Here is a 12,430-nt window from a genome sequence, read left to right on the forward strand (position 1 = left end):
GGCGGGATGGGCTACATGCGCGAGTCCGAGGTCGAGCGGCAGTACCGCGACATGCGCATCATGGCCATCGGCGGCGGCACCGACGAGATCCTCACCGGCCTGGCGGCCAAGACCCTGGGGTATACCGCATGAGCGTCCTGGCCACGTCCGTGGACCCGTCGTCCGAGCAGTACGCGGCGAACCGCGCCGACCTGCTCGGCAAGATCGCCGCCGTCGACGCCGAACACGCGACGGCGGTGGCAGGTGGCGGCGCCAAGTACGTCGACCGGCATCACGACCGCGGCAAGCTGACGGTGCGCGAGCGCATCGAGCTGCTCGTCGACCCGGGCACACCGTTCCTCGAGTTGTCGCCACTGGCCGCCTGGGGCACCGACTTCACGGTCGGCGCCTCGGTGGTCACCGGCATCGGAGTCGTCAACGGCGTCGAATGCGTGATCAACGGGTCCGACCCCACCGTGCGCGGCGGCGCGTCGAACCCGTGGACGTTGAAGAAGACGCTGCGCGCGAACCAGATCGCCCTGGAGAACCGGCTGCCGGTCATCGGGCTCGTCGAGTCCGGCGGCGCGGACCTGCCGACCCAGAAGGAGATCTTCATCCCGGGCGGGCAGATCTTCCGCGACCTCACCCGGCTGTCCGCCGCGGGCATCCCGACCATTGCGCTGGTGTTCGGCAACTCGACCGCGGGCGGTGCCTACATCCCCGGGATGAGCGACTACGTCGTCATGGTCAAGGAGCGGGCCAAGGTGTTCCTCGCCGGGCCGCCGCTGGTGAAGATGGCCACCGGCGAGGACTCCGACGACGAGTCACTGGGCGGCGCGGACCTGCACGCGCGCGAGTCCGGGCTGGCCGACTACCTCGCCCAGGACGAGCAGGACGCGATCCGCATCGGCCGCCGGATCGTCGGGCGGCTCAACTGGCGCAAGCGCGGGCCGGAACCGGTGACGCTGTCGCCGGCTCCGCCGCTGTACGACGAGGACGAGCTGCTCGGCATCGTCCCCACCGACCTCAAGGTGCCGTTCGACCCACGCGAGGTGATCGGTCGCATCGTCGACGGCAGCGACTTCGACGAGTTCAAGCCGTTGTACGGGTCGTCGCTGGTCACCGGGTGGGCGACGCTGCACGGCTACCCGATCGGGATCCTGGCCAACGCCCGCGGCGTGCTGTTCAGCGAGGAGGCACAGAAGGCGGCGCAGTTCATCCAGCTCGCCAACCGCGCCTCGACACCGTTGGTCTTCCTGCAGAACACGACCGGGTACATGGTGGGTGCCGAGTACGAGCGCGGCGGCATCATCAAGCACGGCGCGCTGATGATCAACGCGGTGTCGAACTCGCGCGTGCCGCACCTGACCGTGGTGATGGGTGCGTCCTACGGCGCCGGGAACTACGGCATGTGCGGGCGGGCGTACGGGCCGCGGTTCCTGTTCACGTGGCCGAACGCGAAATCGGCGGTGATGGGCCCGGCGCAGCTCGCCGGGGTGCTGACCATCGTCGGGCGGCAGGCGGCGCAGGCGCGCGGCCAGGACTTCGACGAGGACGGTGCGGCACAGATGGCGGCGCTCGTCGAGGGCCAGATCGAGGAGCAGTCGCTCGCCCCGTTGCTGTCCGGGATGCTCTACGACGACGGCGTCATCGACCCGCGCGACACCCGCACGGTGCTCGGCATCGCGCTGTCCGCGGTCCACTCCGCGCCGGTCGACGGCGCCGACGGCTACGGGGTGTTCCGCCTGTGATGTCGTCCACCCCGGCGATCTTCCTGCGCGTGGCACGCCATGACGACCCCCATGCAGGAAGATCCGGACGGGCCGGGCGAGTCGACGCGCCACCGGAGCAGTCGTGACCACGTCAGCGCCCGCTGTGATCACGTCGGTGCTGGTCGCCAACCGGGGTGAGATCGCGCGCCGGGTGTTCCGCACCTGCCGCGACCTCGGGCTCGGCACCGTCGCCGTGTTCTCCGACCCGGACGCCGACGCCCCGCACGTCCGCGAGGCCGACGCCGCCGTCCATCTGCCCGGCAGCACCCCCGCCGAGACCTACCTCGACATCGACGCCGTCGTCACCGCCGCGCGGCGGGCCGGCGCCGACGCCGTGCATCCCGGCTACGGCTTCCTGTCCGAGAACGCGGCGTTGGCCCGTGCCGTCCAGGCCGCCGGGCTGACGTGGATCGGCCCGCCTCCCGCGGCCATCGACGCGATGGGCAGCAAGATCGAGGCAAAGCGCCTGATGGCCGCGGCCGGGGTGCCCGTCCTGGCCGAACGCGCGCCCGAGGACGTCACCGCCGACGACCTGCCCGTCCTCATCAAGGCGAGCGCGGGCGGTGGCGGGCGCGGCATGCGGGTCGTGCGCGAGCTCGCCGACCTGCCGCGCGAGGCCGAGGCCGCCCGCGCCGAGGCCGCCGGTGCGTTCGGCGACCCCACCGTGTTCTGCGAGCCCTACCTCGCCACCGGCCGGCACATCGAGGTGCAGATCATGGCCGACGCGCACGGCACGGTGTGGGCGGTCGGCGAGCGCGAGTGCTCCATCCAGCGACGGCACCAGAAGGTGATCGAGGAGGCGCCGTCGCCGCTCGTCGAGCGCACCGACGGCATGCGCGCCAAGCTGTTCGACGCCGCCCGGGCCGCCGCGACCGCCGTCGAGTACACGGGAGCAGGCACGGTCGAGTTCATCGCCGACGAGCAGGGCGGGTTCTTCCTCCTGGAGATGAACACCCGCCTGCAGGTGGAGCACCCGGTCACGGAGTGCACGACCGGTCTCGACCTCGTCGCCCTGCAGCTCGACGTCGCGCAGGGCGGCCGCCTCGCGCCGGCCCCGCCGCCGTCGTCCGGCCACGCCGTCGAGGTCCGGCTCTACGCCGAGGACCCGGCCGCGGACTGGCAGCCGCAATCCGGTGTCCTGCACGAGCTCCGGTTACCGGGTGTCGACGTCGAGTTCGACACCGGCGCGCGGGCAGCGGGTCTGCGCCTCGACGCGGGCGTGGTCGCCGGATCGCACGTGGGCATCCACTACGACCCGATGCTGGCCAAGGTCATCGCCTGGGCCCCGGGCCGTGAGCAGGCGGCTCGGTCACTGGCGGGCGCGCTCGCCCGGGCCCACGTCCACGGACTGGTGACCAACCGCGACCTGCTGGTGCGGGTGCTGCGCCACCCCGCGTTCCTGGCCGGTGACACCGACACCGCGTTCTTCGACCGGCACGGGCTCGACGTCCTCGCCGCGCCGCTCGCCGACGATCACGCGCGGACGGTGTCGGCCCTGGCGGCCGCGCTGGCGCTGGACAGCACGGCGCGGGCCGACGCGCCCGCGCTGCGCTCCGTGCCGTCCGGGTGGCGCAACGTCGTCTCGCAACCGCAGCGGATGGCCTTCGCCGAACGGGCGGTCACCTACCGGCACACCCGGACCGGCCTCGAGGCCGACGGTGCGGACGACATCACGCTCGTGGACGCCCGTCCGGACGAGGTCGTCCTCGACGTGGGCGGGGTGCGCAGGCGCTTCACTGTGGCGCGGTACGACGACGAGGTCGACGTCGACTCCGCGCTCGGGCCGGTGCGGCTGACCGTGCTGCCCCGCTTCGTCGACCCCGCCGAACGGGTCGCCGTCGGCTCGCTGCTGGCGCCGATGCCCGGCACCATCGCCCAGGTGGCGGTCGCGCTCGGCGACCGCGTCGTGGCCGGGCAGCCCGTGCTGTGGCTCGAGGCCATGAAGATGCGGCACCAGGTCAACGCGCCCGCCGACGGCGTCGTCACCGAGCTGCCGGTCGCCGTCGGCCAGCAGATCGACGTCGGCGCCGTGCTCGCCGTCGTGTCCGAGGACGAGGACCACGAACCCACCGAACGTGAGGAGTGACCGGCCGTGAACTTCACCGAGACCGAGGAGCAGGTAGCGCTGCGCAAGGCCGTCGCCGAGCTGGGCCGCCGCTACGGCCACGAGTACGCCGCGCCCCGCGCCCGCAGCCGCGAACCGCTGAGCGAACTGTGGAAGGAGGCCGGGCAGAGCGGCTTCGTCGGCATCAACCTGCCCGAGGAGTTCGGCGGCGGCGGGGCCGGCATGTACGAGCTGGCGATCGTCGGCGAGGAGCTCAACGCCGCAGGCTGCGGCCTGCTGATGCTCGTCGTGTCGCCGGCGATCAACGGCACGATCATCGCCAAGTACGGCACGGACAGCCAGAAGCAGCGCTGGCTGCCCGGCCTCGCGTCCGGTGAGACGATCATGGCCTTCGGCGTCACCGAGCCCGACGCCGGTTCCAACACCCACAAGATCACGACAACGGCCCGCCGCGACGGTGACGACTGGGTGCTCAACGGCCGCAAGTACTACGTGTCCGGCGTCGACCACGCGCAGGCCATCCTCATCGTCGCCCGCACCGAGGACGCGCGGACGGGCAAGCTGAAGCCGGCCCTGTTCGCGTTCCCCACGGACACGCCGGGCTTCGAGTACACGGCCATCGACATGGACGTCGTCATGCCCGACCGGCAGTTCATGCTCTACCTCGACGACGTCCGGCTGCCCGCCGACGCGCTCATCGGCGAGGACCCGGATGCCAGCGACGCGGCTCTCGCGCAGCTGTTCGCCGGGCTCAACCCCGAGCGCATCATGGCCGCGGCCGGCTCGGTCGGGATGGGCCGCTACGCACTGGACAAGGCGGTCGGCTACGCCAACGAGCGCGCGGTGTGGGGCGGCAAGCCGATCGGCACCCACCAGGGCATCTCGCACCCGCTGGCCAAGGCCAAGGTCGAGCTGGAACTGAGCAAGCTGATGATGCAGAAGGCGGCCTCGCTCTACGACTCGGGCGACGAGATGGGCGCGGGTGAGTCGGCGAACATGGCAAAGTACGCCGCGGCCGAGGCGGCGATCGCCGCCGTCGACCAGGCCGTGCAGACGCACGGCGGCAACGGGCTGGCGCACGAGTACGGGCTGGGCAATCTCGTTCTCGGAGCCCGGGTCGCACGGATCGCGCCGGTGAGCCGCGAGATGATCCTGAACTTCGTCGCCCAGTTCAGCCTCGGCCTGCCGAAGTCGTACTGACCCGCCGCAACCCGTCGGACGGTATGCAGACCCGCCGGCCCGGGCCCGCGCGTCTGCATACCGTCCCAGCAAGGAGGCACCCGTTGACCGACGCACCGGAGCTCGTGCACTACGAGGTCGACCGCGCCATCGCGACCGTCACCCTCGACTCGCCGACGAACCGCAACGCGCTGTCGGCCCAACTCGTCGGGGAGCTCACCGCGCACCTGCAGACGGCAGCAGCCGACGACACGGTGCGTGCCGTGGTGCTCACGCACACCGGCCGCGTTTTCTGCGCCGGCGCCGACCTCAAGGAGCAGTCGTCCGAGGGCGGGCCGCAGGCCGGGACCCAGCGCATGCTGGGCCTGCTGCGGGCCATCGTCGAGGCCCCCAAGCCGGTCGTCGCGCGGGTCGACGGTGCGGTGCGGGCGGGCGGGGTCGGCCTGGTCGGCGCCTGCGACATCGCCCTGGCCGGCGCGGCCTCGTCGTTCGCGTTCACCGAGGTCCGCCTCGGGCTGGCGCCGGCGATCATCTCGCTGACCACCCTCGGCCGGATGACCGAGCGGGCCGTGTCGCGCTACTACCTCACCGGTGAGACGTTCGGGGCCGCTGCCGCGGCGGCGGCCGGCCTCGTCACGGCGGCACCCGACGACCTGGAGGCCGAGCTCGGCACCGTCCTGGACGCGCTGCGCGCGTGCTCCCCGCAGGGCCTGGCCGAGACGAAGCCGCTCACCACCCGCAGCACGCTGGCCGCCTTCGATGCGCGCGCCAGGGACATGCAGTCCCTGTCGGCCCGGCTGTTCGGCTCGGAGGAGGCGCGGGAAGGCATGCTCGCGTTCCTGGAGAAGCGACCGCCGCGCTGGTCGGCCGACGAGTGAGCATGACCGAGGCCCGCGAGCCGCAGCAGGACCGCTCGCGGGCCACCCGGGCCCGGCTGCTCGAATCGGCCATCAGCTGCCTGGCGGAGCTGGGCTGGACGGCCTCCACGGTCACGGTCGTCGCCGAGCACGCCGGGGTGTCGCGCGGGGCGGCCCAGCACCACTTCCCGACCCGTGAGGCGCTGTTCCTCGCCGCGCTCGGTCACGTGGCGCACGAGCGCGGCGAGGTGATGCGCCGCGAGCTCGCCGAACGCCCCGGGTTCTCGACGCGGGCCGTCGTCGACGTGGTCTTCGGCCTGTACACCGGGCCGCTGTTCCGGGCGGCCCTCATGTTGTGGGTGGCGGCCGCGTCCGAGCCGCAGCTGCGCGAGCAGGTCGTGCCGGTGGAGGCCGCCATCGGGCGGGAGGTGCACCGCGTGGTGGTCGACGTGCTCGGCGTGGACGAGCAGGTGCCGGGCGTCCGCGAGACGGTGCAGGCCACGCTGGACCTCGCCCGGGGCCTCGGCCTGGCCAACCTGCTCACCGACGACGGCGAGCGGCGCGCGGGCATCGCGCAGCACTGGGCCCGCGTGCTGGACGGGACGCTGCACCGACCGCGGTGACCCGAGGACCGGCTCAGTGGTCGGCGGAGTTGCGGGCCAGTAGGCGCGAGAGCAGGTCCACGCCGTCGTCGCTGTCGTCGGCCCGACGCCGGCGGCGGCGACCGGCACCGTCGTCCGGCGCGGCGGTGGCCGCGTCGGGCTCGCGGGAGTGCCGGCCCGGGTCGGCGGCCTCGATGACGTCGTCATCGTCGTCGTCCTCGGCGCGGCGCCGCCGGCCGGTGTAGCTCCGGCCCGCCGACGCGTCGGGCGAGGCGTGGCCGGCGTGCTGGCCGGACGGGCGCCCGGCGGGAACGGACCCGTCGGAGTCCCGGCGGTCGGAACCTGCGCTGTCGGAACCCGCGCCGTCGGAACCTGCGCCGTCGGAACCTGTGCCGTTCGCGTGCGGCCGGGTGTCGACCGGGTCGAGCTCGAACTCCGTGAACGGCGTGAGCCGCGGCAAGGAGGCGAACGGGTCCCCGGAGGGCCGGTGTGGCTGGGGCAGGTCGACCGGCGGCGGGACGGGACCCTGGGATCGGACCGGCCCGGTGCTCTCGACCGGCATGGGCGTGCTGTGACCGCGCTCGACACGGGGCTGCAGCGCCGGGAGCTCGGCTGCCGGGCGTTCGGACGTCGGCGTCGCGGCTTCGGGTGTCGGCGCCGAGGGTTCGGGCGCCGGGGACGCCACCGGTGCGGCCATCGCCGGCGCCTCGGCCACGGCCGGCGTCTCGGCCACGGCCGGCGTCTCGACAGCAGCCGGCGCCTCGACAGCAGCCGGCGCCTCGACAGCAACCGGCGCCTCGACAGCAACCGGCGTCTCGACAGCAGCCGGCTCCGGCGTCGGCTCAGATTCTGGCTCCGGGGTCGGCGCGGCAGCGGCTACGGGCGACGGGCGCGTGCTCTCGGCTCCGGCCGTCGACGGCTCGTCCGCGCGGGCCGGCGTGACGTGCGCCTCGACGTCGATGGTCTCGCGACTGACGGGCCGGACGGTGGCCGGCTCGACGATGTGACGCAGCGCGGCCAGGTCGAGGCCGATGTCCTGCAGGTTGCCGGTCTCGCTGGCCTGCTTCAGCTGCCGGACCTCGTGCTGCAGGGCCTCGAGGTCCGAGCCGATGACGCGGGTGGTCTCGATGCGCTCCAGGCGGAGCTGGCCACCGACCTTGTCGAGCAGGTCCTGGCGCAGCCGGGCGATCTCGTTGCGCAGGTCGCTGACCTCGCGCGACAGCTCGCGCCGCACCATCTGCTCGAGGCGTTCCTCGAAGGCACGGCGCGCGGCGGCCTCCGCGACTCGTTCGACCTCGCCCTGCGAGCGGATCGCGATCTCGCGCGCCGACATCACCGGCACGTCGGACAGCGAGCGACGCTGCTCCTCTTCGGCGTCGGCGCCGTGACGGCGCGCCCCGAACATCGAGTACGCGCCCAGCAGGGCGCCCCAGATGCCGGCCAGGACGCCCAGCCGCATCGACTTGGTGCTGTCGGCGATCACGATGAGCCAGACGGCGACCGCGGCCAGCACGATCGCCACGCCGAAACCGAGCGCCCGCAGGACGACGGAACGCGTCATCGGCGGCGCATCGGGGTTCGGCACCCCGCCATCCTAGACACTCCCGCCCGTTGCGCCGACCCGCACAAAAGCACTCAGTAGGCGCGGCCGCCATGACGCTGCGAGCCGCTACCCGGGTCGATGCCGGCGCGTTCGAGCAGCAGACCGGCAGCCACCAGGACGATCGACGCGAGCAGGAGCAAACCGCCCACCTTGGCGTCGTGCGCGGCGGCCGCGACGTTCGTCACGTCCGGCAGCAACCGGGCCAGCAGGCCGATCGCGGCGCCGGCCACGCCGGACCCGACCAGCGAGGACGCCTTGCCCAGGGCGACGCAGCGGGCGATGACGATGGCCGCCATCGGCTTCGCGTCCGGCTCGTGGCGCACCGCCGCCCGGACCCGTCGGGCCGCGACGAGCTCGGCCACGGCCAGCGCGGCCAGGGGCACGGGGACCAGGAAGCCGAGCTGCGGCAGGGAGTCGTAGGAGAAGCGGAGCAAGACGTAGACGGTGATCGCGATGATCACCAGCGGGACCGCCAGCTCGGTCCAGTGCGTCCGCTGCATGCCGGGTCCGCGGTCGGTCATGCCAGGGCCAGCTCAGGGCGGCGGCGCACACCCGCGACGTCGGCCTGGTCCAGCTCGCGCAGCAGCACGCTCACCGGCCGTCCGGCGAGCACGGCGCCGGGGTCGACCTCGACCCACGGGATCAGGACGAACGCTCGCTGCGCCGCCCGCGGATGGGGCAGCGTGAGCGCCGGATCGTCGCTGACGACGTCGTCCACCGCGATGACGTCGACGTCGAGCGTGCGCGGACCCCACCGCACCTCACGGGTGCGTCCCGCCGCCTGCTCGGCGGTGTGCGCCCGGGCCAGCCAGTCGCCGGGCGCGGCAGACGGGTCGGCGACGAGCACGACCGCGTTGAGGTAGTCGTCCTGCGCGACCGGACCCCACGGCGGCGTCTCGTACACCGCGGAGATCGCCGTGACCCACCGGCGCAGCGTGTCGACGGCCTGCTGCAGCGCCGCCGTGCGGTCCCCGACGTTGGACCCGATGCTCAGCACCGCCGCCGTCAAGGGTCGCTCCGGCGGATCGTCACCGCGACGTCGTCGAAGGCCAGCGGGATCGGCGCGTGCGGCTTGTGCACGGTGACGGTGGCCGCCGTGACCCGGGGGTCGGCGAGGCACACGTCGGCCAGGCGCTGGGCGAGGCGTTCCAGCAGGTTGACCGGCTCGCCCCCGACCACGGCGGCCAGCGCCTGCGCCAGCTCGCCGTAGTGCACGGTGTCGGCGACGTCGTCCGACGCGGCCGCCGGCGCGGTGTCGAGTTCGAGCACGACATCGACGACGAAGTCCTGCCCGTCACGGCGCTCGGCCTCGAACACCCCGTGGTGGCCGAACACCCGCAGCCCGGACAGCGTGATGGTGTCGGTCATCGGGCTGCCTCGACGGCCGCGACGGTCAGCGCGGCGTCCACCGACGGGCGCACCTCGTGCACCCGCACGCCCCACGCCCCGGCCGCCGCACACAGCGCGGTCAGCGCGGTGGTGGCGTCCTCCCGTCCGGACACCGGACGCAGGCCGTCGTCATCGGCCAGCAACCGGCCGAGGAACGACTTGCGCGACGCCCCGACGAGCAGCGGCAACCCCAGCGCCAGCAGGGCATCGAGATGAGCGAGCAGCTGCCAATTGTGGGCCGCGGTCTTGGCGAAGCCCAGGCCGGGGTCCAGTACCAGTGAACCCGCGTCGACCCCCGCGGCGACCGCGGCGTCGACCCGCGCGGACAGCTCGTCGCGCACCTCCACCACGACGTCGTCATAGCGCGCCAGCTCGGCCATCCGGTCGGACGGGCCGCGCCAGTGCATGAGCACCCACGGGCACCCGGCGTCGGCCACCACGCGGGCCATCGCGGGGTCGGCGAGCCCGCCGGACACGTCGTTGACGAGCACGGCGCCCGCCTCCAGCGCCGCGGCAGCCGTGCGGGCGTGCACGGTGTCGATGGACAGCGGGACGCCCTCCCCGGCCAGCGCCGTGATCACCGGCAGCACGCGCTCCAGCTCGTCGGCCGGGGACACCGCGGCCGCCCCGGGACGGGTCGACTCGCCGCCGACGTCCACCAGGTCGGCCCCCGCGGCACGCAACGCCAGGCCCTGCGCCGTCGCATCCGCGACGCCGGCGAAGCGGCCCCCGTCGGAGAAGGAATCCGGGGTGACGTTGAGGACGCCCATGACGACGATCCGGTCGCGTCGCCGCGGCAGTGGGTCGTTCGTCGTCGGGCGGGACTCGTTCATCGTCCGAGGATCAGGTCCAGCGCCTCGGCGCGGGTGCGCGGGTCGTCCTGGAAGATCCCGCGGACGGCGGAGGTCATGGTTTTCGCGCCAGGCTTGCGGATGCCGCGCATGGCCATGCACAGGTGCTCGGCCTCGATGACGACGATGACCCCACGCGGCTCGAGGCGACGGACGAGGGCCTCGGCGATCTGGCGGGTGAGCCGTTCCTGCACCTGCGGGCGCCGGGCGTAGAGGTCGACCACGCGGGCCAGCTTCGACAAGCCGGTGATGCGTCCGTGCTCGCCCGGGATGTAACCGACGGCGGCCACACCGTGCCAGGGCACCAAGTGGTGTTCGCACGTGGAGAACAGCGGGATGTCCTTCACGAGCACCAACTCGTTGTGGTGCTCGTCGAAGGTCGTCTGCAGCACCTCGTCGGGGTCGACGTGCAGGCCCCCGAAGATCTCGGCGTACGCACGGGCGACCCGTTCCGGCGTGGCCTTCAGCCCCTCGCGTTCGGGGTCCTCACCAACCGCGAGAAGCAGCTCGCGGACGGCGGCCGCTGCGCGCGGCAGGTCCACCGCACCGCTGGATGCGCTTCCCGCCGGGCCGTCCTCGTCGACGGCCTCAGGCCGGGCGTGGCTCAACCCTGGCCGCCACCGGCCGGACCCTGAGGCGGCGGGTAACCGCCGGGAGGCGGGTAACCGCCCGCGGGCGGGCCCGCCGGGTAACCGCCGGACGGCGGGCCGAAGTAACCGCCCGGCCCGGTCTGCGGCGGCTGCGCGCCCGGGGTGGGAGTGACGCCCGGGAGCGCGCCCCCGCCGCCGTTCGCGCCGGACCCGTTGCCATTGCCGTTGCTGCCATTGCCGTTGCTGCCATTGCCGTTGCTGCCATTGCCGTTGCTGCCCTTGCCGTTGTGGCCGTTGGCGGTGCTGCCGGCTGTCTTGCGCAGCGACGGCGGGATCTCGATGGGCGGGCGATCGCTGGGCGTGCGCTTGCCGAAGGCCGTGAAGGTGTTGTGCGCGGGTCGCTTGCGGACGTTGGACAGGATGCGCTCGAGGTCCTTCTTCTCCAGCGTCTCGCGCTCGACCAGCTCGAGGACCATCGCGTCCAGGGCGTCGCGGTACTGCTGCAGGATCTCCCACGCCTCGTCGTGTGCACCCTCGATGAGGTCACGCACCTCGGCGTCGATGTCCGCGGCGATGTCCTCGGAGTAGTCGCGCTGGTTGCCGTAGTCGCGGCCCATGAACGGCTCGGAGTCGCCGGTGCCGTACTTGACGGCGCCCAGCTTGGTGCTCATGCCGTACTCGGTGACCATCGAGCGGGCCAGCTTGGTGGCCTTCTCGATGTCGTTGGAGGCGCCGGTCGTCGGCTCGTGGAAGACGAGCTCCTCGGCGGCGCGACCGCCGAGCGCGTACACCAGCTGGTCGAGGATCTCGGCGCGCGTCTGGGTGTAGCGGTCCTCGAGCGGCAACACCAGGGTGTGCCCGAGGGAGCGGCCGCGCGGCAGGATCGTCACCTTGTGCACCGGGTCAAGGTTCGGCATCGCCCACGCGGTGAGGGCGTGGCCGGCCTCGTGGTAGGCGGTGACCCGCTTCTCCTTGTCGCTCATGGCGCGGGTCTTGCGCTCGGGCCCGGCGATGACGCGGTCGATGGACTCCTCGAGCGACGCCTCGGTGATCAACCGGCCGCCGGTGCGTGCGGTGAGCAGCGCGGCCTCGTTGATGACGTTGGCGAGGTCGGCACCGGTGAAGCCGGGCGTGCGCCGGGCGATGACGCCCAGGTCGACGTCGGCGGCGAACGGCTTGCCCTTGGCGTGCACCTTGAGCACGGCCTCACGGCCGATGACGTCGGGCGGCCCGACCGCGATCTGGCGGTCGAAGCGGCCCGGGCGCAGCAGCGCGGGGTCCAGGATGTCGGGGCGGTTGGTGGCGGCGATCATGATGACGCCGCCCTTGTCGTCGAAGCCGTCCATCTCGACGAGCATCTGGTTCAGCGTCTGCTCGCGCTCGTCGTGGCCACCGCCCATGCCGGCACCGCGGTGCCGGCCGACGGCGTCGATCTCGTCGACGAAGATGATCGCCGGCGCGTTGGACTTGGCCTGCTCGAACAGGTCACGGACGCGGCTGGCGCCGACACCGACGAACATCTCGACGAAGTCCGAGCCGGAGA

The 12,430-nt window shown here is 73.1% G+C and carries 13 protein-coding genes; 6 read left to right on the forward strand and 7 right to left on the reverse strand.

Going from position 1 to position 12,430, the window contains the following annotated elements:
• The 6 genes from ACFFCA_RS18890 to ACFFCA_RS18915 form a co-directional block, all read left to right on the forward strand.
• Positions 1-132, forward strand: a 132-nt coding sequence (locus tag ACFFCA_RS18890) for an acyl-CoA dehydrogenase family protein (protein WP_375487686.1), incomplete at its 5' end; no start/stop codon positions are given.
• Positions 129-1,730, forward strand: a complete 1,602-nt coding sequence (locus ACFFCA_RS18895; protein ID WP_375487664.1) for an acyl-CoA carboxylase subunit beta — start codon at positions 129-131, stop codon at positions 1,728-1,730. The genes ACFFCA_RS18890 and ACFFCA_RS18895, both read left to right, overlap by 4 nt.
• 124 nt (positions 1,731-1,854) lie before the next feature.
• Positions 1,855-3,837, forward strand: coding sequence for an acetyl/propionyl/methylcrotonyl-CoA carboxylase subunit alpha (locus ACFFCA_RS18900; RefSeq protein ID WP_375487688.1), 1,983 nt, complete (start codon positions 1,855-1,857; stop codon positions 3,835-3,837).
• A 6-nt stretch (positions 3,838-3,843) separates the two neighbouring features.
• Positions 3,844-5,016: an acyl-CoA dehydrogenase family protein gene (locus ACFFCA_RS18905; RefSeq protein ID WP_375487666.1), complete on the forward strand. Its 1,173-nt coding sequence runs from the start codon at positions 3,844-3,846 to the stop codon at positions 5,014-5,016.
• Positions 5,017-5,099: 83 nt separating this feature from the next.
• Positions 5,100-5,873, forward strand: coding sequence for an enoyl-CoA hydratase family protein (locus ACFFCA_RS18910; RefSeq protein ID WP_375487668.1), 774 nt, complete (start codon positions 5,100-5,102; stop codon positions 5,871-5,873).
• Positions 5,874-5,875: 2 nt separating this feature from the next.
• Positions 5,876-6,475, forward strand: coding sequence for a TetR/AcrR family transcriptional regulator (locus tag ACFFCA_RS18915; RefSeq protein WP_375487670.1), 600 nt, complete (start codon positions 5,876-5,878; stop codon positions 6,473-6,475).
• Between the two features lie 13 nt (positions 6,476-6,488).
• Here the strand turns inward: ACFFCA_RS18915 and ACFFCA_RS18920 are convergent, their stop codons facing one another.
• The 7 genes from ACFFCA_RS18920 to ftsH form a co-directional block, all read right to left on the reverse strand.
• Complete coding sequence (locus ACFFCA_RS18920; RefSeq protein ID WP_375487672.1) at positions 6,489-8,039, reverse strand: DUF6779 domain-containing protein; 1,551 nt, start codon at positions 8,037-8,039, stop codon at positions 6,489-6,491.
• 50 nt (positions 8,040-8,089) lie between these two features.
• Positions 8,090-8,578: a DUF3180 domain-containing protein gene (locus ACFFCA_RS18925; protein ID WP_375487674.1), complete on the reverse strand. Its 489-nt coding sequence runs from the start codon at positions 8,576-8,578 to the stop codon at positions 8,090-8,092.
• Positions 8,575-9,066 (reverse strand): 2-amino-4-hydroxy-6-hydroxymethyldihydropteridine diphosphokinase, encoded by a 492-nt coding sequence (gene folK, locus ACFFCA_RS18930; protein ID WP_375487676.1) that lies wholly within the window; start codon positions 9,064-9,066, stop codon positions 8,575-8,577. The genes ACFFCA_RS18925 and folK overlap by 4 nt, the downstream gene beginning before the upstream one ends.
• Positions 9,063-9,425: a dihydroneopterin aldolase gene (gene folB, locus ACFFCA_RS18935; protein ID WP_375487678.1), complete on the reverse strand. Its 363-nt coding sequence runs from the start codon at positions 9,423-9,425 to the stop codon at positions 9,063-9,065. Before folB ends, folK begins: the two co-directional genes overlap by 4 nt.
• Complete coding sequence (gene folP / locus ACFFCA_RS18940; protein WP_375487680.1) at positions 9,422-10,279, reverse strand: dihydropteroate synthase; 858 nt, start codon at positions 10,277-10,279, stop codon at positions 9,422-9,424. Before folP ends, folB begins: the two co-directional genes overlap by 4 nt.
• A complete protein-coding gene (gene folE / locus ACFFCA_RS18945) occupies positions 10,276-10,839 on the reverse strand; it encodes a GTP cyclohydrolase I FolE (RefSeq protein ID WP_375487682.1) in 564 nt (187 codons plus the stop codon). Before folE ends, folP begins: the two co-directional genes overlap by 4 nt.
• 62 nt (positions 10,840-10,901) lie before the next feature.
• The coding region (gene ftsH / locus ACFFCA_RS18950; RefSeq protein WP_375487684.1) for an ATP-dependent zinc metalloprotease FtsH at positions 10,902-12,430 on the reverse strand (1,529 nt) is incomplete at its 5' end.

This window comes from uncultured Jatrophihabitans sp., assembly GCF_964252635.1.
In the GTDB taxonomy this organism is placed as follows: domain Bacteria; phylum Actinomycetota; class Actinomycetes; order Mycobacteriales; family Jatrophihabitantaceae; genus Jatrophihabitans.